General features: G+C 59.8%; 20 protein-coding genes. 9 read left to right on the plus strand and 11 right to left on the minus strand.

Annotation, left to right across the window (positions count from 1 at the left end):
• Positions 1–13 precede the first annotated feature (13 nt).
• Together DFS28_RS19690 and DFS28_RS19695 are read right to left on the minus strand one after the other, a co-directional pair.
• A complete protein-coding gene (locus DFS28_RS19690) occupies positions 14–460 on the minus strand; it encodes a DUF2442 domain-containing protein (RefSeq protein ID WP_111451126.1) in 447 nt (148 codons plus the stop codon).
• Entirely contained in the window at positions 457–885 is a 429-nt protein-coding gene (locus DFS28_RS19695) for a DUF4160 domain-containing protein (RefSeq protein WP_111451127.1), read from the minus strand. The genes DFS28_RS19690 and DFS28_RS19695 overlap by 4 nt, the downstream gene beginning before the upstream one ends.
• Positions 886–1,200: 315 nt before the next feature.
• On the opposite strand from DFS28_RS19695, the gene DFS28_RS19700 reads away from it, so the two are divergent.
• From DFS28_RS19700 to DFS28_RS19710, 3 genes are all read left to right on the plus strand, one after another.
• On the plus strand, positions 1,201–2,112 hold the full coding sequence (locus DFS28_RS19700; RefSeq protein WP_111451128.1) for a LysR family transcriptional regulator: 912 nt from the start codon (positions 1,201–1,203) through the stop codon (positions 2,110–2,112).
• A gap of 141 nt (positions 2,113–2,253) precedes the next feature.
• Complete coding sequence (gene aroQ, locus DFS28_RS19705) at positions 2,254–2,694, plus strand: type II 3-dehydroquinate dehydratase (RefSeq protein WP_008149179.1); 441 nt, start codon at positions 2,254–2,256, stop codon at positions 2,692–2,694.
• Positions 2,691–3,554, plus strand: a complete 864-nt coding sequence (locus DFS28_RS19710) for a shikimate dehydrogenase (protein WP_371922178.1) — start codon at positions 2,691–2,693, stop codon at positions 3,552–3,554. The genes aroQ and DFS28_RS19710 overlap by 4 nt, the downstream gene beginning before the upstream one ends.
• Before the next feature lie 12 nt (positions 3,555–3,566).
• Here DFS28_RS19710 and DFS28_RS19715 read toward each other — a convergent pair whose 3' ends face one another.
• The gene (locus DFS28_RS19715; protein ID WP_111451129.1) at positions 3,567–4,244 is read right to left on the minus strand and encodes a TetR/AcrR family transcriptional regulator; all 678 of its coding nucleotides are present in this window, start codon (positions 4,242–4,244) and stop codon (positions 3,567–3,569) included.
• Positions 4,245–4,346: 102 nt separating this feature from the next.
• Positions 4,347–6,248, minus strand: coding sequence for a 3-dehydroshikimate dehydratase QuiC (quiC, locus tag DFS28_RS19720; RefSeq protein WP_111451130.1), 1,902 nt, complete (start codon positions 6,246–6,248; stop codon positions 4,347–4,349).
• A gap of 387 nt (positions 6,249–6,635) precedes the next feature.
• Between quiC and DFS28_RS19725 the strand changes: the two genes are divergently transcribed.
• On the plus strand, positions 6,636–7,937 hold the full coding sequence (locus DFS28_RS19725) for an MFS transporter (RefSeq protein WP_256596892.1): 1,302 nt from the start codon (positions 6,636–6,638) through the stop codon (positions 7,935–7,937).
• Between the two features lie 45 nt (positions 7,938–7,982).
• Here DFS28_RS19725 and DFS28_RS19730 read toward each other — a convergent pair whose 3' ends face one another.
• Together DFS28_RS19730 and DFS28_RS19735 are read right to left on the minus strand one after the other, a co-directional pair.
• The gene (locus tag DFS28_RS19730) at positions 7,983–8,861 is read right to left on the minus strand and encodes a DMT family transporter (protein ID WP_111451132.1); all 879 of its coding nucleotides are present in this window, start codon (positions 8,859–8,861) and stop codon (positions 7,983–7,985) included.
• Positions 8,862–9,003: 142 nt separating this feature from the next.
• Positions 9,004–9,780, minus strand: coding sequence for an IclR family transcriptional regulator (locus DFS28_RS19735; RefSeq protein ID WP_111451133.1), 777 nt, complete (start codon positions 9,778–9,780; stop codon positions 9,004–9,006).
• A gap of 288 nt (positions 9,781–10,068) precedes the next feature.
• Here DFS28_RS19735 and DFS28_RS19740 point away from each other — a divergent pair, with 288 nt between their 5' ends.
• Positions 10,069–10,962, plus strand: coding sequence for a neutral zinc metallopeptidase (locus DFS28_RS19740; protein WP_111451134.1), 894 nt, complete (start codon positions 10,069–10,071; stop codon positions 10,960–10,962).
• Positions 10,963–11,922, plus strand: a complete 960-nt coding sequence (locus tag DFS28_RS19745) for an alpha/beta hydrolase (protein ID WP_111451135.1) — start codon at positions 10,963–10,965, stop codon at positions 11,920–11,922.
• A 142-nt stretch (positions 11,923–12,064) separates the two neighbouring features.
• Here DFS28_RS19745 and DFS28_RS19750 read toward each other — a convergent pair whose 3' ends face one another.
• The 3 genes from DFS28_RS19750 to DFS28_RS19760 form a co-directional block, all read right to left on the minus strand.
• Positions 12,065–12,658 carry an HAD family hydrolase gene (locus DFS28_RS19750; protein ID WP_111451136.1) on the minus strand — a complete coding sequence of 198 codons (594 nt, stop codon included), beginning with the start codon at positions 12,656–12,658 and terminating at the stop codon, positions 12,065–12,067.
• Positions 12,655–13,524, minus strand: coding sequence for an acyl-CoA thioesterase II (tesB, locus tag DFS28_RS19755; protein WP_111451137.1), 870 nt, complete (start codon positions 13,522–13,524; stop codon positions 12,655–12,657). The genes DFS28_RS19750 and tesB overlap by 4 nt, the downstream gene beginning before the upstream one ends.
• Before the next feature lie 103 nt (positions 13,525–13,627).
• Positions 13,628–14,197: a GNAT family N-acetyltransferase gene (locus DFS28_RS19760; RefSeq protein ID WP_111451237.1), complete on the minus strand. Its 570-nt coding sequence runs from the start codon at positions 14,195–14,197 to the stop codon at positions 13,628–13,630.
• A 72-nt stretch (positions 14,198–14,269) separates the two neighbouring features.
• On the opposite strand from DFS28_RS19760, the gene DFS28_RS19765 reads away from it, so the two are divergent.
• Both DFS28_RS19765 and DFS28_RS19775 read left to right on the plus strand, forming a co-directional pair.
• Positions 14,270–15,190, plus strand: a complete 921-nt coding sequence (locus DFS28_RS19765; protein WP_111451138.1) for a histone deacetylase — start codon at positions 14,270–14,272, stop codon at positions 15,188–15,190.
• A gap of 297 nt (positions 15,191–15,487) precedes the next feature.
• Positions 15,488–16,729 (plus strand): TIGR03862 family flavoprotein, encoded by a 1,242-nt coding sequence (locus DFS28_RS19775; protein ID WP_178082219.1) that lies wholly within the window; start codon positions 15,488–15,490, stop codon positions 16,727–16,729.
• Between the two features lie 116 nt (positions 16,730–16,845).
• On the opposite strand, the gene DFS28_RS19780 is transcribed toward DFS28_RS19775, so the two are convergent.
• Complete coding sequence (locus DFS28_RS19780) at positions 16,846–18,180, minus strand: DEAD/DEAH box helicase (protein WP_074871125.1); 1,335 nt, start codon at positions 18,178–18,180, stop codon at positions 16,846–16,848.
• A 78-nt stretch (positions 18,181–18,258) separates the two neighbouring features.
• Positions 18,259–19,185: a drug/metabolite exporter YedA gene (yedA, locus tag DFS28_RS19785; RefSeq protein WP_111451141.1), complete on the minus strand. Its 927-nt coding sequence runs from the start codon at positions 19,183–19,185 to the stop codon at positions 18,259–18,261.
• 163 nt (positions 19,186–19,348) lie between these two features.
• Between yedA and DFS28_RS19790 the strand changes: the two genes are divergently transcribed.
• Positions 19,349–19,801 (plus strand): Lrp/AsnC family transcriptional regulator, encoded by a 453-nt coding sequence (locus DFS28_RS19790; protein ID WP_111451142.1) that lies wholly within the window; start codon positions 19,349–19,351, stop codon positions 19,799–19,801.
• The last annotated feature ends 35 nt before the right edge of the window (positions 19,802–19,836 follow it).

Here is a 19,836-nt window from a genome sequence, read left to right on the forward strand (position 1 = left end):
TTTTTGTGCGTGCTTAAACGGTGATATCGGTCTTGCGCGGGCGCCCGCCCTTACGGCCATTCGCCCGCGCAGCCTCTGCTTTGGCAGCGCTGCTTTGGCGACCATTACGCGAGGCGATGACCGACGCGGCCATATCCATCAGCGGCTTGCTGGCCGAAACCATCCCGGCGATGGAGACTTGCAGATCCTTGCCCTCGTGGCAAAGGGCAGTCCCGGAAAAGCCGACTTTCAGGTCTGCGAAATCCTCGACGTCGAAATCATCGAACTCCGGATAGTGCTGCACGGGCAACAGCACGCCACTGCCATCAATGAAATTGACCGCCAGGCACGGTTCCACAAAGGTCACCGAAGTCGCCCGCAGACCGCCTTTGTGGCGCAGCTGGCCACGCTGGATGGCTTCATCCAGCACGGCTTCGGTTACGGGCCGATCCACCAACATTTTTGCTGTTATCGTTTTCATAGTTCGATCTCCACGCCCTCCGGAACGCCTATCAGCGCCAGCAGGGTCTTGTTCGTCTCGGGCTCATAGCAAGCCGAGCCAATCATGCAGGTCGTACTGGCGACCCTTTTTACCACCACGACTTCGCTGGTTTGCCAGTCCCATATCTGATGATCGAGGCAGACCGTGTGCAGCTTGTCCCACCAGATGCACCGAGCACGGCGCAAATGAGCGGGTTGTCCGAGCGCGTGACGCAACCCTTCCAGCACCGCCACAGGTGGCCTGCGAGAATGAGGAACCACGTCCCACAGCTCGACACTGTTGTGCCAGAAGCTGAATTTGAAGCGCGCACTCCAGGTTCCGGCATCCACATGTGCATGCGGCGGGCAGTGCTCATCGCGCAACATGATCACCATTGAAAACCCTTTGTAGCTGAATAATCTCATGCTAACCCATCCGTTAGGTTAATGAGCCCGAAGACCCGACATTCCCTGGAAAATCCGATAACTGGCACAGTGCTGAATCATCACTGCGACTTTTGAGACTAGCGCCAAGGCTCGGCTCGGGCCGGTGGATAACACCGCAAAATGGTAAGCAATCCTTTCCTCGCGCCTACAAAAAAGCCGTCCCGAGGACGGCTGTCTTGGCTTGTCAGGAAATCATCCCGACGGGTTTGTTCATCACGAACGCCCTGTATCTGTGTGCAGACATCTGATAAACACTGACTCACACACTTCATTTGATCCCCGGTGTAATCAATCATGCAGCGACAATTCGACGATCTTCAACTGGGCAGCATCGAGCTGTTTTGCCTGGCCGCCGAGGCCGGCAGCTTTACCGCTGCCGCACTGGTGGCTGGCGTGACGCCCGCAGCCGTGAGCCGTTCGGTGTCGCGCATGGAAGAACGCCTGGGCGTGCAGTTGTTCGCCCGCACCACCCGCAGCGTCAAGCTGACCGACAGTGGTCGCCGGTATTACGAAGAATGTCGCCAGGCGCTGGCGCAATTGGTCGAGGCCCAGCGTGAGGTCATGGGCCAGCAGCAACAGCCTTCCGGCACCCTGCGCATCAGCATTCCCACCACCTATGCCCATCACCGGATTCTGCCGTTGTTGCCGGCTTTCCGGGCGCGCTTTCCAGCGGTGAAGGTCGAGTCGCACATCAGTAATCGCAACATCGATTTCGTCGGTGAAGGCTATGACATGGCGATCCGCGTGCGGGCGATTCCGGATTCCGGCCTGATCGCCCGACAGTTGGAAGACGCCGCGCTGGTGATGATTGCCAGTCCTGACTACCTCAAGCACGCGGGCATTCCACAAACGCTGGATGATCTTAAACAGCACGAGTGCATCCAGTACGAATTGCCCAGCAGCGGTCGACGGATTGCCTGGCTGTTCAACGACAATGGCGTGCACCGGGAGATTCTGGCCGAAGGCAACCTCAGTTGTTCCGATGATGTGCTGGGCGGCGTGACCCTGGCCAAACATGGCGCGGGACTGTTCCAGACCTATCGCTTCATCGTCGAAAACGAACTGGCCGATGGCTCGCTGGTGGAAGTGCTCAAGCCGTATGGCGGGCGCTCGCGACCGTTCACCCTGCTCTACCCACAAACGCGCCATATGCCGTTGCGTTTAAGGGCGTTTATCGACTTCCTGGTTGAGCATCTGCCCCGCTGAAAAGCCGAAACCGTCCGATCACCGCACACATTAACCCTGAGAACCGCCTCTTCAATTGACCAAATTAACCAGCTAGTACAATTTATCTCCACAGGCTGAAACCCTCGGCCAATGCCAAAAACAATAAGTGGAGAGACCCCGATGTCCCCTATCGTTCTGGTGCTCAACGGCCCGAATCTGAACCTGCTCGGCACCCGTGAGCCGGCGACTTACGGCCACGAAACCCTGGCCGACATCTCAGCCTTGTGCGGTCGTGCCGCCGAAGAGTTCGGCCTGGCGGTGGAGTTTCGCCAGACCAATCATGAAGGCGAACTGCTCGACTGGATTCACGCCGCTCGCGGTCGTTGCGCCGGGATCGTCATCAACCCGGCCGCCTGGACCCACACCTCGGTCGCGATCCGAGATGCGTTGGTCGCCAGCGAATTGCCGGTGATCGAAGTCCACCTGTCCAACGTTCATGCCCGCGAGCCCTTCCGCCATCACTCTTTTGTGTCGGCCATCGCCACGGCGGTGATGGCCGGTTTCGGCAGCCACGGCTATCGCCTGGCGCTGGAGCATTTCAGCCAACGTTTGAAGGGATGAAGACCGTGACTCAGACCAACGCTGTACTGGCCGGACTGATCGGCGCCGGCATCCAGGCTTCTCGCACCCCGGCGCTGCACGAGCATGAAGGCGATGCCCAGGGTTTGCGTTACCTCTATCGCCTGATCGATCTGGACCCGTTGAAACTCGATAGCAGCGCCCTGCCCGACCTGCTGTTAGCCGCCGAGCGGATGAACTTCACCGGCCTGAACATCACCTTTCCGTGCAAGCAGACGATCATCCCGCTGCTCGACGAATTGTCACCGGAAGCCCGAGGCATTGGGGCGGTGAACACAGTTGTGCTGAAGGACGGCAAACGCATCGGCCACAACACCGATTGCCTGGGCTTCGCCGAAGGTTTCCGTCGTGGCTTGCAGGGCGTTGCCCTTGAGCGCGTCGTGCAAATGGGTGCCGGTGGCGCCGGCGCGGCAGTGGCCCATGCACTCTTGAGTGAAGGCGTACAGCTGCTGAGCATTTTCGACGTGGAGACCAGCCGCGCCCAGAGCCTGGCGGACAACCTCAATCAACATTTCGGCGTCGGCCGGGCTGTGGCGGGCCATGACTTGCCGAGTACCCTGGCCCAGGCAGACGGCCTGGTAAACACCACCCCCATGGGCATGAAAAAACTACCGGGCATGCCAGTGCCGGTGGAGCTGCTTAGAGGTGAATTGTGGGTGGCAGAGATCGTTTACTTCCCGCTGGAAACCGAACTGCTGCGCAACGCCCGCGCGTTGGGTTGCCGCACGCTGGATGGCGGCAACATGGCGGTGTTTCAAGCGGTGAAGGCGTTTGAGTTGTTCAGCGGCGTGGTGCCGGATGCGCAGCGAATGCTCGAGCATTTTCAGAGCATGAATGGCTGAAAAGCGAAGGCGTCAGGCCTGCAGATAGCGCAAAACCGACTCGCAGATCATCGCCCGATGACGTTGCTTGATGCTTTCTTCCGGCAGGTCGATCTGAAAAATCTCACTTAAGGTATGGCGGTTCGACACGCGATAGAAGCAGAACGAACTGATCAGCAGATGCACATCCAACGGATCAAGCCCTGCCCGGAACACACCCTCCTCAGCACCGCGACGCAAAATTTCGCCCAGTGAATCGAGGATGGTGTTGTTCATCGCCTTGATCGCATCGGAGCGCTTCACGTATTCAGCGTTGTGAATGTTCTCGATGCTGACGATACGCACGAAGTCGACGTTGCGATCATGGTGGTCGAAAGTGAACTCCACCAGCCGCCGAATCGCCTCCACCGGAGCCAGTTCCGTCAGGTGCAGACGATTTTCGGTGCTGCGGATATCGCCGTAGAGTTTCTCCAGCACCTCGACGTAGAGCTGTTCCTTACTGCCGAAGTAGTAATAGATCATGCGTTTTGAGGTGTGGATGCGCTCGGCAATCGCATCGACGCGAGCGCCGGAAAGCCCCTGCTGGACGAACTCGACAATCGCCTCTTGAAGGATATTCTCGCGGGTCTTTTCCGGGTTGTTCTTGCGACTCTTGCGCGGCTCGACAATCGGCTCGTCGGGCGCTGCGGAGAGTTCTGAAGTTATCGTCATTGCGGGCTCACGGCCATCACTGCACAGGTGGGCGATTATGGGCCGCGCCGCACAGTGAAGGAAGCCGCGCGGCGGCGGTTTGTACCCATGTTTACGATTTTCCTACAACTTTGCCTGACGTACGGCACCGCTTCGAGACTTGGCCATGGCCGCCAGTCGCACCGCGACATTGGCTGCGCCGTAACCTGCGTAACCGTTCTTGCGCTGGATGATTTCGAAGAAGAAGCGTCCTTCGAACGGTTCGGTATACACATGGAACAGCTCGCCACCTTGGGCATCGCGGTCGTAGAGCACGTTGTAATAGGCCAGTTCGCTGAGGAACTCGTCGTCGAAATCGAACCGCGCGGCGAGGTCATCGTAGTAATTGAGCGGGATATCCAGCAGCGGTACGCCCGCCTCCTTGGCCCGGCTGACTTCGGCAAAAATATCGTCGCAATCGAAGGCGATGTGATGCACGCCGGAGCCGCGATAACTCGACAGTGCATGTGAGATCGCGGTGTTGCGGTTCTCGGAAATGTTCAACGGCAAGCGGATCGAACTGTCCCGGCTGCGCAGCGCCCGACTCTTTACCAAGCCGTACGGGTCAGGCAGCACCACTTCATCATCGGCTTCAAAATCCAGCAGGCTTTTATAGAACAGCACCCAACTGTCGAGGCTGTCGGCCGGCAGCGCCATCGCCATATGGTCAATGCGCTTGAGGCCGCCGCTGGCCACAGCGGCGGGTTGCAGATTGAAGTCGGTGCCGTAGACATCGGCGTCCTGGTCCACCAGATAAATCAGGCTGCCATCCGGCGCGCGCACCGCGGCGAGCTCCAGTTCATTGGGGCCGACCAGCCCGCGATACGGCTGACCTTTATAAGCCACGGCCCGAGCCAGCGCACTGGCGCTGTCCTTGACCCGCACGGCGGTGGCGCACAGCGAGGGGCCATGTGCCTCAAAAAAACTGTGGGCGAACGAGTAAGGCTCGGAATTGAGGATCAGGTTGATATCACCCTGACGCAGCAAGCTCACGCTCTTGGAACGATGCTGGCCGGCTTTGACAAAACCCAGCCGCTCCAGCCAATGTGACAGCTTGGCGCCAAGACTTTCGTCCACGGCGAATTCAAGAAATTCGATGCCGTTGTACTCGCTGGCCTGGGGCGTCTCGAACAGAATGTCGACAGTGGCCGGTGGCTTGGCTTCTTGCGCCAGACGCTCGCGAGTTTTCTCCTCCAGGTACAGCAACGAGCGCAAACCGTCGGCGGCATTGGCCCGTGGCGGCGCGGCGCGGAAGCCGTCGTTGAAGATCTCCAGCGACAACGGCCCGGCGTAACCGCTCTTGATGATTGGCGCGAGAAAACCCGGCAGATCGAATTCGCCCTGGCCCGGGAAACAGCGAAAATGCCGGCTCCACTCCAGCACGTCCATGGCCAGGATCGGCGCGTCGGCCATTTGCACGAAGAAAATCTTGTCGCCGGGAATCTCGGCGATCGCGCTCGGATCACCCTTGAGTGACAGCGTGTGAAAGCTGTCCAGCAACACGCCGAGGTTTGGGTGATCGGCCTGACGGACGATATTCCATACCTGTTGATAAGTGTTCACGTGGCGGCCCCAGGCCAGCGCTTCATAGCCGATCCGCAAACCACGAGCACCGGCGTGTTCGGCCAGCAAGCGTAAATCGTCGATCAGAATCTGTTCGTCACCGATGGCGTCGGCCGAAGCGTTGCTGCACACCAGCACCAGGTCGGTGCCCAGTTCCTGCATCAGGTCGAACTTGCGCTCGGCCCGTTCCAGGTTGCGCGGCAGGCGGTCGCGGCGGCAGCCCTCGAAATCCCGGAAAGGTTGAAACAGCGTGATCGCGATCCCGAGATCGGCGCACATCTGTTTAATTTCCCGCGGACTGCCGTCGTAGTAGAGAAGGTCATTCTCGAAAATTTCCACCCCGTCGAAACCGGCGGCGGCGATGGCTTCAAGTTTTTCCGGCAGGGTACCGCTCAAGGACACGGTGGCAATGGAACGCTGCATATTTCGACTCCCGGTGGTGGAGACAATCTTGTTATCAATCGCACGCTTCGAGTAGGAGCACGGCTTGCCGGCGATGGCGATTTCGAGGACGCCATCGCCGACAAGCCGGGCTCCTACAGGGATGGCGTTTAACTTGGGATGGATTATTGGCCGGTCGAATCGACACAGCAATTCAAAGTGTACTACCCAGTTAGTTTTGCGTGCGATTATCGAACACAATGGCCCTTGGCGAATTGACGATTTTTCGTCCACTGCGCAACATCAACGCCACATTGGGGGCCGTCATCAACCACGGGCCCCGGATGACCAAAGACCCAGAACACCACATAAAAATAATCGGTGGCCTACATGAATCCTTCTCAAAGCTCTTCCGTGGAGCGTTCCTCCATGACTCCTGCCACCAGCGGCATCGGCGACAAGATCCGCGGTGCGATGGCGGTCGGCAAAACCCGTTGGGGCATGCTGGCGCTGGTGTTCTTCGCCACCACCCTGAACTACATCGACCGCGCCGCACTGGGCGTGATGCAGCCTATTCTCGCCAAGGAAATGAGCTGGACGGCGATGGACTACGCCAACATCAACTTCTGGTTCCAGGTCGGCTACGCCATCGGTTTCGTGCTGCAAGGCCGGTTGATCGATCGGGTCGGCGTCAAGCGCGTGTTCTTCTTCGCCGTGCTGCTCTGGAGCCTGGCGACCGGCGCCCATGGCCTGGCCACTTCGGCCGTCGGCTTCATGGTCTGCCGATTCATTCTGGGTCTGACGGAAGCCGCCAATTACCCGGCATGCGTGAAGACCACCCGGTTGTGGTTCCCGGCCGGCGAACGCGCCGTGGCCACCGGCATCTTCAACGCCGGGACCAACGTCGGCGCGATGTTCACCCCCATGTTATTGCCGCTGATCCTGCATGTATGGGGCTGGCAGGCCGCGTTCCTGTGCATGTCGGCACTGGGCGGGATCTGGTTGTTGTTCTGGGGCTTGAAGTACTACAACCCGGAAGAACATCCGAGCGTCAAACAATCGGAACTGGACTACATCCAGAAGGAAGTAGAGCCGGAACAATCCCGCGTACCGTTCTCGAAAATCCTGCGCATGCGTGGCACTTGGGCCTTCGCCCTGGCTTACGCGATCACCGCGCCGGTGTTCTGGTTCTACCTCTACTGGCTGCCGCCGTTCCTCAATCAGCAATACAACCTGGGGATCAACGTGACCCAGATGGGTATCCCGCTGATCATCATCTACCTCACTGCCGATTTCGGCAGCGTCGGCGGGGGGATCTTGTCCTCGTTCCTGATCGGCCGTGGCGTCAACCCGATCAAGGCGCGGCTGATGTCCATGTTCCTGTTCGCCTGCTGCATCGTCGGCGTGATCATGGCGGCGGGTTCGAGCAGTCTGTGGGTCGCGGTGTTCGCCATCTCCCTGGCCATCGGTGCGCACCAGGCCTGGACCGCGAACATCTGGAGCCTGGTGATGGACTACACGCCTAAACACATGATGAGTACAGTGTTCGGCTTCGGTGGCATGTGCGCGGCCATCGGCGGGATGTTCATGACCCAGTTGGTCGGCCACATTCTGACGATCACCAACAACAACTACACCGTGCTGTTCACCATGATTCCGGCGATGTACTTCATCGCGCTGATCTGGATGTACTTCATGGCACCGCGCAAGATTCCGACCGTCACCCCGTAAAACCCCTCCCCCGGCAGGCCTGATTCCAGGCCTGCCCTGCTGCTCTCACTGACGACTCTGCTGCCAGGCGGCTGCCAACCCGCTGCAACAAATCACGGCGATCCCGACCACGGTGGTCAGGGTCGGCGTGTGAGAAAACAGCAACCAGCCCAGCAAACCGGCAAAGACAATCTGGCAATAACCAAACGGCGCCAACAACGCCGGGGCCGCATGGCGGAAGGCTTGCGTCAGAAACAGGTGAGCCGTCATCCCGCAGGCGCCCAGCGCCACCATCATGAATCCATGGCCCAGGCTGGGGACTTGCCAGAAGAAAGGCACCAGCGCACTCATCACCAGGGTGTTGCACAGCCCGGCGAAGAAGTTGCTGGTGGTCGGGCTGTCGATGTTGCTGAGCTTGCGGGTGAGCAATTGATAGAAGCAGAAAAACAGCGCCGAGCAGAGCGGCAGCAACACCGCCGGGGTAAAGAGTTCTCCGCCGGGATGGACGATGATCAACACGCCGATGAAGCCGCAAATCACCGCAATCCACTGGCCACGGGTGACGTGCTCGCGCAGCAGTGGCACCGACAGCGCAGTCACCAGAACCGGCGCAAGAAAGTTGACCGCCGTAGCTTCGGCCAAGGGGATGTACTGCAAGCCAGTGGTGAAAAACAGACTGGTGCCCAACAGGCACAACGCCCGCAACAGCTGAAGTAACGGCCGTTTGGTTCGTAGGACACCCAGCCCGGATTGCGGCAGAAAAATCCCGGCCATGAGTAAGGTGTGAACCAGATAACGGGCCCACACCACCATGACGATCGGGTAGAAGCCCGAGAGGTATTTCGACAAGGCGTCGTGACTGGAAAACAGGAAGGTCGCAACGACGATCAGCAAAATCCCTTTGAAGGGTTGGTTTACACCGGAGAGCGGAGTGCTGACGGTCATTCGGTATCCCTTGTGTAGTGCATCAACTATTTAAAAGCATCCCTTACAGGAAAGGCGAACCCGAATAATTTAGAACCTTGTTCCAGATTCCCACACAAGTAAACCGAAAAAGTGTGCGAACAACGCACGGTTTCTGTAGTGGTCAGTTGAACAGCTCCGACGCCAGACTGGCCGCTGACAGCTCATCGGCAAACTTCAACAACAGCGGCGCCAACTCATGCAATCGCGCCCCCGGCATCCGCGCGCTCGGCCCGGCGATGCTCAGCACACCGATGACTCGACCATCACTCGGATGTCGCACCACCGCAGCAATCGCCGAGGTGCCCACCGCCGAACTCTCCTCAACCCAGGCATAACCCTGCTCCCGCGCCAGACGCAAGCGCTCCAGCAATTCGATGTTGGAGCGTGGTGCATTCGGCCCGAGGTCTTTCGGCCGCTCACCACCCTGCCGTTCGACCAGGGACAGCGCCTCGGCATCGCTCATACACGCCAGCCACGCATGCCCCGACGCGGTGTAAAACAAAGGCGCATCGCGGCCCATGTCCGGGTCGTAGCGCAGGCCGGAACGGGCGCCCTGGGATTTGGCGATCCAGATCTGCCGCTCACCTTCAATCACCCCAAGACGCACCAGTTCACCGGTTTCCTCGGCGAGGCGATCAAGCACCGGCTGCACAATATCGGCGCCGCTGCCCGACAAATAACGGAAACCCATGGCCACCAGTTTGGTCGACAGGTGATACCGCAGGTTCTCCGGATTCTGCCGCACATAACCCAGCCGAATCAGCTCGGCGAGCAACCGGTGAGTCGCGCTTTTGGGAATATCCAATTGCTCCGCCAGCGTCTGCATCGGCAGGCCACGAGGGTCACTGGTGAGGCTTTCAAGCACGCTGAAAACACGTTCAATCTGACTGCCGGCCATGGGAGGTTCCACACAAAATTTGTCCGATTCTAGAAGACAACCGACCGAATGCGAAATCTGGAACCCACTGTCCGATAACGATGCAGGCGGTCGCCTGCTCGATAAAAACCCGTCGCCTGAAGGAATTAGATGGGTTGTCCGTGTTCAATACGAGTCTGGAAGACGCCCGGCCACCCACCACAGGTTGCCGGGACGGCTGCTGTGCGCAACAAAAGATGGACGACCGGACTGGCGCCGCTCCCGCTCAGCAGCAACACTCATCCCCACGGACAATCAGAGGATTCCCACATGCTATGGAAAAAAGGCCGACGCAGCGACAACGTGGTCGATGCCCGTGGAGATGATGTCGGCAGTGGCGGTGGCGGGATGCGTTTCGGTGGCGGCAAGGGCCTGAGCCTGACGGCGATTATCCTGATCGTCGGGATCGGCTGGATGACCGGCCAGGACCCGCTGCAAATCCTCGGGCAACTGACCGGGCAGATGAGCGAGCAATCTGCACCGGCACCGACTCAAACCCGCAAGGCACCGCCGGCCACTGATGAAGGAGCCGAGTTCGTGCGCTCGATCCTCGGCGATACCGAAGACACCTGGGGTCAGATTTTCCAGCAGGCCGGTCGTCAATATAAGGACCCGACCCTGGTGCTGTTCAGTGGCCGCGTCAACTCGGCCTGCGGTCTGGCCAGTTCGGCGACCGGTCCGTTCTATTGCCCGGCGGACCAGAAGGTCTACCTGGACATGAGTTTCTTCCAGGAAATGTCCCAACGCTTTTCCGCCGCTGGCGACTTCGCCCAGGCCTACGTGATCGCTCACGAAGTCGGACACCATGTGCAGACCTTGCTCGGTGTGTCGGCGAAAATTCAGACCGCCCGCCAACAGGGTCGGCAGATGGAAGGTGACGGCGGTTTGCTGGTACGCCAGGAACTGCAGGCCGATTGCCTGGCCGGAGTCTGGGCCAACAACGCGCAGAAACGGCTGAACTGGCTGGAACCCGGTGACATCGAAGAAGCCTTGAACGCCGCCAATGCCATCGGCGATGACCGCTTGCAACAGCAAGGTCAGGGTCGTGTGGTGCCGGACTCGTTTACTCATGGTACGTCGGCGCAAAGGGTGCGCTGGTTCAAAACCGGATTCGCACAAGGCCAGGTCGGCCAGTGCGATACCTTTGCAGCGAAAAACCTATAAATGAATAAGTGGCTGTTAGCTCTACTGATCACCTGCGCAAGCGCCCAGGCTGCCGAGCATGCGGTCAAAGAGGTCAGCTCCGGACGCCTGCTGCTGACTGCAGGTGAAATCGCGGTGGGCATCGGCACGGCGCCGACGAAAATCGAACGCGTGCTGATCATCATCCATGGTCGATTGCGCAATGCCGATACCTATCGCCAAAGCGCCGTGCACGCGGCCGAACAGGCCGGGCAAACCGCGAGCACCTTGGTGATCGCCCCGCAGTTTCTCAATGAAACCGACGTCGCAGCCCATCCCGTGGCTGACAGCGTATTGCGCTGGCAGGGCAATGACTGGATGGCGGGCGGTGAATCCAGCGCTCCGTTTTCCATGAGTTCCTACGCGGCGCTCGACGAAATCATCGCCCGAATCGGCGATCGAAAACAGTTTCCGGACGTGAAGCAAATCGTCATCGCCGGTCACTCAGGCGGCGCTCAGGTGGTGCAGCGATACGCGTTGCTGGGCCACGATCAGCCAGCGCTCAAGGCGGCCGACATTCAGGTGCGTTACGTCATTGCCAACCCGTCGTCTTATGCGTACTTCGATGAACGACGGCCGGTGGCGTTCAAACACGCCGGTTGCCCGAATTTCAATCACTGGAAATATGGACTGGTGGATTTACCCGCCTATGCCAAAGGGCAAACCGCCAAGCAGCTGGAAGAAAACTACGTCAAGCGCGATGTCGTTTACCTGCTCGGGCAGCAGGACAACGACCCGAATCAGCCGGCGCTGGATAAAAGCTGTGAGGCCCAGGCTCAGGGCGCCAATCGATTGGCTCGCGGGCGTAATTATTTTGCTTATCTGAAGCGGCTGCATCCTCAAGGATTGAGTCAGCAACTGATTGAAGTGCCCGGGGTCGGGCATGACGGGGATGGGATGTTCAACTCGCCGCAGGGGCAGAAGGCGTTGTTTGGTCAGTGAATTCTGAGGCGTCTGATCAGGCGCCTTCGCGAGCAAGCCCGCTCCCACATTGGATCTCCATGAATGCAAAATTTGCATCCGACGCAGATCCAATGTGAGAGCGGGCTTGCTCGCGAAGGCGATCAAACAGGCAGCCAATCTCTCAAGCCGCAAGCATCTGCCGCAACGCCACGCAATCCGCCGCATGCCAATCCGTCAACTCAGGCCAGGGATTCTCCGGCAGGTTCACCAACACCGTCCGCGCCCCTGCCGCCCGACCGCAATCCAGATCAAAACGGTAGTCACCGACCATCACCATCTCACTGGCCGGGACATTCCAGGCCTGGGCCAACTTCAGCAAACCACCGGGATGCGGTTTTGGCGGCGCTTCATCACGGCCCAGTACATCCTCCACCGCGAAGCAGTCGGCCAGGCCGATCGCCTCCAGCGTGACATGCGCCAGTTCGCGCGCATTGCGCGTGAGAATGCCCAGGTGATAACCGCGCCCGGCCAGCTCGCGCACCAGTTCTACCGCACCCGGTGCCGCTTTCGAACCGAGCGCCAGGTCCCGTTCGTGTTCCAGCAACCACGCATGTTTGGCGGCGGCTTCATCGGCCGGCAGCGCGGCGAGGTGGGTCAGGATGTCGTGTTCGGCAGGAATCGCCAACGCCACGCGGATCGCCGCGAAGTCATGCACGGCCACCGTCAGGGTGCCGTCCATGTCGAACACCCAGTGCCGCACCTCGGCCAGGCTCATGCCCAATCCTTGCGGTGGCGAATCAGGCCTTCCTGCGTGACCGACGCCACCAGTTGCCCGGCACGATTGAACACGCTGCCACGGCAGAAACCGCGCGAGTTGCCCGCCCAAGGACTGTCCATCGCATACAGCAACCAATCATCGGCACGCAGATCCTGATGGAACCACAGCGCGTGATCGAGGCTGGCGACCTGCATGTCTTTCTGCCAGACCGATTTGCCATGGGGCTGCATCGAGGTGGTCAGCAGACCGAAATCCGAAGCGTAGGCCAGCAAGTATTTATGCAGCGCCGGAGAATCGGCCAAGGCACCGTCAGCGCGAAACCAGACGTATTTGATTGGATCGGACGGCTGCGGGTTGTAGGGATCTTTCTCGGTGATCGGGCGGAACTCGATCGGTTTCGGGCACAGCAGTTTTTCACGCATGTGCTCGGGAATCAGGTGCGCACGTTGCTGAGCAAGCTCCAGCTCTGATGGCAGGTTCTCCGGGCCGACCACAACCGGCATCTCGGCCTGGTGCTGGAAGCCTTCTTCGTCGTACTGGAACGACGCACTGCAGGTGAAGATAGGGTTGCCCTTCTGGATCGCCGTCACCCGGCGCGTGCTGAAACTGCCACCGTCGCGCACCCGATCAACCTGATAAACCACAGGCAACGCGGAATCGCCGGGACGCAGGAAATAACCGTGCATCGAATGCACATGGCGCGCTTCTTCGACCGTCTGACTGGCCGCCGACAGGGACTGACCGATCACCTGACCACCGAACAGCTGACGAAAACCCAGGTCCTGGCTGCGGCCACGGAACAGGTTTTCTTCGATCGGTTCCAGGGTCAGCAGGTCAACCAGATCATCCAACACTTGGCTCATTCAGACTCTCCTCACACAACGCATGCCGCGCAGTCATGGCTGCGACGGTCGATTCAATTTCTGGCCAGGGCCCATGGGAGCCATTGTAAACGTCCGTGCCGGCTTATCCATGCAAGGTTTGCAGCCATTGTTCACGGGTGATGCGGTACAGCGCATGGTGACGCAGGGGATGATCGACCGCGAGCATCGGGTGGTCGAAATCATCGGCTGAATCATGATGCATGCCGATGGCCTGCATGACTTTCTGCGACGGCGTGTTGGTTTCGGTAGTGAAGGACACCACTTCTTTCAGCGCCAACCGGTCAAACCCGCAGCGCAGAGCGGTCCACGCCGCTTCACTGGCGTAGCCAAGGCCCCAGTGTTCGCGGGCCAGGCGCCAGCCGATTTCGGTGGCCGGGGTAAAGCGTGCGTCGAAGCCGACCTCTGCAAGCCCGGTAAAACCGATAAATGCCCCGGTGTCCTTGCGCTCCAGCGCCCAGAGACCGAAACCATGTTCGGCAAAATGACCGCGAATCCGTCCGATCAGCGAGGCACTTTCCAGACGACTCAAAGGCGCCGGAAAATATCGCATCACCTGTGGATCGGCGCACATCGCCGCAAACTCCGGCAAATCTTCATCGCTCCACTGCCGTAACAGCAGTCGCGCGCTCTCGAGTTCCAGTATCGGTTCCATCATCTCCCCCTTTCCATGCCGCAAGTCTACAACGCTGGTAGGATCCGTCCTTCATTCCTACGTTAATTCGTCATGCCCCTGCCCCTGATCTATCACGAAGACTACAGTCCCGAGTTCCCGGCGGATCACCGCTTCCCCATGGACAAGTTTCGCCTGCTGCGCGATCACCTGGTGGACAGCGGACTGACTCGCGACGCCGACCTGCTGCGCCCCGACCTCTGCCCGCCAGAGATTCTCGCGCTCGCACATGACCCTGCGTATATCGAACGCTACATGGGCGGCGAGTTGTCCCGCGAAGACCAGCGGCGCCTCGGCCTGCCCTGGAGCGAAGCCTTGGCCCGGCGCACGGTGCGGGCGGTTGGCGGCTCGCTGCTGGCGGCCGAGCAGGCGCTGGAACATGGTTTGGCCTGTCACTTGGCCGGCGGCACCCATCACGCGCATTACGACCATCCTGCCGGGTTCTGCATCTTCAATGACCTGGCCGTGATCAGCCATTTCCTGCTGGAAAGCGGTCGGATAAATCGGGTGCTGATCTTCGACTGCGATGTACATCAGGGCGACGGGACTGCACGGATCCTGCACAACACCCCGGAAGCGGTGACCGTTTCCCTGCACTGCGAGAAGAACTTTCCTGCACGCAAAGCCGAAAGTGACTGGGACATTCCACTGCCCAAGGGCATGGGCGATGCCGATTACCTGAAGGTGGTGGACGATGCGCTCAATTATTTGCTGCCGCTCTACCAACCTGACCTGGTGTTGTACGACGCCGGCGTCGATGTGCATAAAGATGACGCGCTCGGCTATCTGAAGCTGACAGACGAAGGCGTCGCCGCTCGCGATGAAAGCGTGATGCGTCATTGCCTGGGCCGGGATATTCCCGTAGTTGGCGTGATCGGCGGCGGCTACAGCAAGGACCGCAAGGCGTTGGCGCGCCGTCATGGAATCCTGCATCACAGCGCGCAACGGGTCTGGCAGTCATCAGGTTGTCATTGAGGTGTGGGTCTTTACCCACAATGCCTGTGGAACTGCCTGTGGATAACCTGAGTGAAAGGTCCTACAGACCATGCTGCACATAGCGCACAAAGAACTGGTTGTTTTTTGACCACCTATTTATGAACACCACAGAACCCATGTGGGAGCGGCGGTGCGACGATTCGACTTGCTCGCGAAGAGGGTATATCAGGCAACATAGATGTCGACTGACACTCCCTCTTCGCGAGCAAGCCCGCTCCCACCCTGATTTGTGCTGATAGAATGCGCGGCTTATCCAGCCATACCGCAGCGCATTCCATGACCCCATCCTCCTCAGCCCTCCCCCCTCACGTCGCCATCATCGGCGGCGGCCCCGCCGGCTTGATGGCGGCCGAAGTGCTGAGCCAGGCCGGGATCAAGGTCGACCTGTACGACGGCATGCCTTCAGTGGGGCGAAAATTCCTGCTGGCCGGCGTGGGAGGCATGAACATCACCCATTCCGAAGCCTACCCGGCATTTCTCTCACGCTACGCCGAACGCGCGCCGCAGATTGCACCACTGCTGCGTGGCTTCGGTGCCGATGCGCTGTGCCAATGGATTCATGACCTGGGCATCGAAACCTTTGTCGGCAGTTCCGGCCGAGTCTTTCCTACAGACATGAAAGCCGCCCCCCTGTTGCGTGCATGGCTCAAACGCCTGCGAGACAGCGGCGTCGTTATCCACACCCGTCACCGCTGGCTCGGCTGGGATGACAGCGGTGGATTACGCATCGACAGCCCCGAAGGCGAAAAAACCGTCAAACCTGACGCCACCTTGCTGGCCCTCGGCGGCGGCAGCTGGTCGCGGCTCGGCTCGGACGGCGCCTGGATGCTGCCACTGGAACAACACGGCGTAGGACTCGCGCCGCTGCAACCGAGTAATTGCGGCTTCGAGGTGCAGGCCTGGAGCGAGTTGATGGTCAGCAAATTCGCCGGCGCCCCGCTGAAAAACATCGCCATTGGCCTCAATGACGACGTGCCGCGGCTCGGGGAGTGTGTGATCACGGCAACCGGGATTGAAGGCAGCTTGATCTACGCCTTGTCCGCGCCGATCCGTGAAGCCATCAATCAGCACGGCTCGGCAACCATTCACCTCGACCTGCTGCCGGGCAGACCTGTGGATAAAGTGCAGGCTGCGCTGAGCAAACCGCGCGGTTCACGCTCAATGTCGAAGCACCTGCACAGCCAGCTCGGCATTGATGGCGTGAAAGCGGCTCTGCTGCGCGAACTGACGCCGGCCGAATACTTCACCGATCCGGCGCTGCTGGCCAAAGCGATCAAGGCGCTTCCACTGACACTGGTGAAAACCCGCCCACTGGACGAGGCCATCAGCAGTGCGGGTGGCGTGATGTTCGAAGCGATGGATGAGCGTTTGATGCTCAAGCAATTGCCTGGCGTGTTCTGCGCGGGGGAAATGCTGGATTGGGAAGCGCCGACGGGGGGCTATCTGCTGACCGCTTGTTTCGCCAGTGGGCGAGCGGCGGGGTTGGGGATGGTGGAGTGGTTGAAGCACAAGGCTTGAAACCGAGTTGACCCCTTCGCGAGCAAGCCCGCTCCCACGGGGGATTTGTAGACGACACAGATCCAGTGTGGGAGCGGGCTTGCTCGCGAAGGCGGCCTAACAGACGCCGCGTGTATTCAAGGCTTCTTCTTGCGCGGTCCGGTATTAAACACCGGCACCTTGCGCACAGGCTTGATCGAAGGCTCCGGCGCCGATGCATCACCGCTCTCGACCCACTTACCCAGATTGCGTTTACCGCCACCGGAGGTCTTCGGCTTCTTCGGTTTTTTCGGCTTCTTGACGACCTGACCGCTGGCATCGGTATCCGGCACCCGGTGCTCAGGCTCGAAGTCATGCTCCATCTGGCGAGGCAATGTCTGACGGGTCAACGTCTCGATGGCCGACAGCAGATTCACTTCATCAGCGCAGACCAGCGAAATCGCCTGCCCGGTTGCACCCGCGCGACCGGTACGGCCGATGCGGTGGATGTAGTCCTCCGCCACGATCGGCAGGTCGAAGTTGACCACCAATGGCAAATCTTCGATATCCAGACCACGGGCCGCGACGTCGGTGGCCACAAGAATCTGCACTTCACTGGCCTTGAAGCGGTCTAGCGCACGCTGACGGGTTGCCTGCGGTTTGTCGCCGTGGATGCCATCGGCATTGACGCCCAGTCCCTGGAGTTTTTCCACCAGTGCGTCCACGCCGTTGCGGGTCTTGGCGAACACCAGCACCTGCTTCCACTTGCCCTTGCGCAACAAGTGGATGAACAGCTCCGGCTTGCGCTTCTTGTCCACCGTCACCACCCATTGCTTGACGGTGTTGGCAGCCACGTTGCGCGGGCTGACTTCGATGCTCAACGGATCGTTGAGCATTTGCCCGGCCAGCAAGCGGATCGCGTCGGAGAACGTCGCGGAGAACAGCAGCGTCTGACGTTGCTTGGGCAGCACGCGGTAGATATTCCCCAGTTCCTCGGAGAAACCCAGATCAAGCATGCGATCGGCTTCGTCCAGGATCAGGGTTTGCAGCTGATTGAACTTGAGGGCCTTCTGACGATACAGGTCGAGCAAACGGCCCGGCGTAGCCACCAGCACGTCAACACCCTTGCGCAGCTTCATCATTTGCGGGTTGATGCTGACGCCGCCGTACACCGCGTAAGTGCTCAACGGCAGATTCTCGGCGTACTGACGCACGGCTTCGTGAACCTGTTCGGCCAATTCGCGGGTCGGCACCAGAATCAGTGCGCGCACCGAGTTGGACGCCACTTTCGGCCCTTCCATGGCCAGCAATTGCAGGAGCGGCAGCGCGAAGCCGGCGGTCTTGCCCGTCCCGGTCTGGGCGGCGGCCATCAGGTCGCGACCGGCCAGCACCGCCGGAATGGCTTGCGCCTGAACCGGCGTAGGGGTCTGGTAGCCGAGCGTCTCGAGAGAGCGCAGCAAGGGTTCGATCAGGCCAAGGGAGGCGAAAGTCATGGGATTACCGTAGGAAAATTCAGCGCGGGTTTTTCAAAACAAGTGTGCAAAACAAGATGCAATGGCGCGCAGTTTACCCTAATTCACGCTCGATTCTGTCTGCACCACGGCAGCGGGTCGTTCCGGCATCCGGCGCCACTGCGGCAAACCGATCAACACCACGGCGCTGATGATCACCAGCATGGCCAGCGCTTCTTCGATCCCGATGGTCTCGCCGACAAACACGATCCCCAACAACACCGCCACCGCCGGGTTGACGTAGGCATAACTGGTGGCCGCCGCTGGCCGCACGTTTTTCAACAGATACATATAAGCGTTGAAAGCGATGATCGAACCGAAGAACGTCAGGTAGGCCAGGGCCGCCCAGCCTTCGATCGGCGGCATGGCGTCCAGATGCTCACCACTCAGCCCACTGCCGATCAGCAGCGCTACACCGCCGACCAACATTTCCACGGCACTGGCCATCGCGCCTTGGGGCAGCGGCAAGTGTTTGCTCCACACCGAACCGAAGGCCCAGGACGCTGCCGCAAATATCAGCAATACGGCGCCCAACGGGCTCGATTGCAAGTTGGAGCCGAGATTGAGCATGGCAATGCCGATCAGCCCGAGCACAATCCCGGCCCATTCGAGACGGGTATTACGCGCGCCCCAGAAATATCCGCAGAGCAAGGTAAACAGCGGCACCGTCGCCACCGCCAACGCAGCCACACCCGAGGCGACGCCCATGTGTTCGGCCACGCTCACCCCGCCGTTACCGCACGCCAGCAGCAAAATCCCGATGATCCCGGCGGCTTTCCACTGCGCCAAGGTCGGTGCTGGCGCCCCGCGCCAACGCAGGAACGCATACATCAACGTCCCGGCGATCACGAAACGGATACCGGCGAGCAGCAACGGCGGCCAGTACGCCACACCGATGCGAATCACCAGGTAAGTCGAGCCCCAAATCACGTACAACGCGAAAAAGGCAGCGATCAACGGTAAGGGAAAACGACGTAAGCCAGGCATGGGGCAGCTCGTAGGCAAGACAAGTGAGCAGCTATTCTAGAAAGGCCAGCGGCGTAAAATAAGTTACAAAACCTGTTTATAGCGCCGGTACACTTTTCAAAACACGGAGATCACCGCTATAAACCGTGTTTTCGAAAGTCAGTCATTTTTCAGGAGTCCGACGATGGACAAATACGACCGCATGCTCCTCAGCGCCCTGCTGGAAAACGGTCGTGCGTCCTACGCCGACCTGGCGCGCAAAGTGAACCTGTCCGCCCCGGCCGTGGCCGAGCGCGTGGCCAAACTCGAAGCCTGCGGCGTCATCACCGGTTACCAGGCGAAGGTCGACATGTCGAAAATCGGTCTGCCGATCCAGTGCGTCATCGAACTGCGCCTGAACCAGCATGGCAACCAAAAGGCCTATGACGACCTGATCAAAATCCCGCAACTGACCGAATGCCACCGGGTGACGGGTGATCCGTGCGTGATCATGCAAGCAGCGGTGGGTTCGATGCCAGAGCTGGAAGAGTTGATTAACCGGATCGCCAAGTTCGGATTCAGCAAGACCTCGATTGTGCTGTCGAGCGCCATCGAGAAGCGAGTGCCGTTGGGGCAATTGGAAGGAAAATCAATCTAATGCCACAGGAGGTCTAATGTGGGAGCGGGCTTGCT

The sequence above is a fragment of the Pseudomonas sp. 478 genome (assembly GCF_003254125.1).
GTDB lineage: Bacteria > Pseudomonadota > Gammaproteobacteria > Pseudomonadales > Pseudomonadaceae > Aquipseudomonas.

What these genes read in the sequence shown, in the direction of transcription:
- DFS28_RS19690 (WP_111451126.1), bottom strand. Translation starts at nt 460, where the DNA reads ATGAAAACGATAACAGCAAAAATGTTGGTGGATCGGCCCGTAACCGAA.
- DFS28_RS19695 (WP_111451127.1), bottom strand. Translation starts at nt 885, where the DNA reads ATGAGATTATTCAGCTACAAAGGGTTTTCAATGGTGATCATGTTGCGC.
- DFS28_RS19700 (WP_111451128.1), top strand. Translation starts at nt 1,201, where the DNA reads ATGCAGCGACAATTCGACGATCTTCAACTGGGCAGCATCGAGCTGTTT.
- aroQ (WP_008149179.1), top strand. Translation starts at nt 2,254, where the DNA reads ATGTCCCCTATCGTTCTGGTGCTCAACGGCCCGAATCTGAACCTGCTC.
- DFS28_RS19710 (WP_371922178.1), top strand. Translation starts at nt 2,691, where the DNA reads ATGAAGACCGTGACTCAGACCAACGCTGTACTGGCCGGACTGATCGGC.
- DFS28_RS19715 (WP_111451129.1), bottom strand. Translation starts at nt 4,244, where the DNA reads ATGACGATAACTTCAGAACTCTCCGCAGCGCCCGACGAGCCGATTGTC.
- quiC (WP_111451130.1), bottom strand. Translation starts at nt 6,248, where the DNA reads ATGCAGCGTTCCATTGCCACCGTGTCCTTGAGCGGTACCCTGCCGGAA.
- DFS28_RS19725 (WP_256596892.1), top strand. Translation starts at nt 6,636, where the DNA reads ATGACTCCTGCCACCAGCGGCATCGGCGACAAGATCCGCGGTGCGATG.
- DFS28_RS19730 (WP_111451132.1), bottom strand. Translation starts at nt 8,861, where the DNA reads ATGACCGTCAGCACTCCGCTCTCCGGTGTAAACCAACCCTTCAAAGGG.
- DFS28_RS19735 (WP_111451133.1), bottom strand. Translation starts at nt 9,780, where the DNA reads ATGGCCGGCAGTCAGATTGAACGTGTTTTCAGCGTGCTTGAAAGCCTC.
- DFS28_RS19740 (WP_111451134.1), top strand. Translation starts at nt 10,069, where the DNA reads ATGCTATGGAAAAAAGGCCGACGCAGCGACAACGTGGTCGATGCCCGT.
- DFS28_RS19745 (WP_111451135.1), top strand. Translation starts at nt 10,963, where the DNA reads ATGAATAAGTGGCTGTTAGCTCTACTGATCACCTGCGCAAGCGCCCAG.
- DFS28_RS19750 (WP_111451136.1), bottom strand. Translation starts at nt 12,658, where the DNA reads ATGAGCCTGGCCGAGGTGCGGCACTGGGTGTTCGACATGGACGGCACC.
- tesB (WP_111451137.1), bottom strand. Translation starts at nt 13,524, where the DNA reads ATGAGCCAAGTGTTGGATGATCTGGTTGACCTGCTGACCCTGGAACCG.
- DFS28_RS19760 (WP_111451237.1), bottom strand. Translation starts at nt 14,197, where the DNA reads ATGGAACCGATACTGGAACTCGAGAGCGCGCGACTGCTGTTACGGCAG.
- DFS28_RS19765 (WP_111451138.1), top strand. Translation starts at nt 14,270, where the DNA reads ATGCCCCTGCCCCTGATCTATCACGAAGACTACAGTCCCGAGTTCCCG.
- DFS28_RS19775 (WP_178082219.1), top strand. Translation starts at nt 15,488, where the DNA reads ATGACCCCATCCTCCTCAGCCCTCCCCCCTCACGTCGCCATCATCGGC.
- DFS28_RS19780 (WP_074871125.1), bottom strand. Translation starts at nt 18,180, where the DNA reads ATGACTTTCGCCTCCCTTGGCCTGATCGAACCCTTGCTGCGCTCTCTC.
- yedA (WP_111451141.1), bottom strand. Translation starts at nt 19,185, where the DNA reads ATGCCTGGCTTACGTCGTTTTCCCTTACCGTTGATCGCTGCCTTTTTC.
- DFS28_RS19790 (WP_111451142.1), top strand. Translation starts at nt 19,349, where the DNA reads ATGGACAAATACGACCGCATGCTCCTCAGCGCCCTGCTGGAAAACGGT.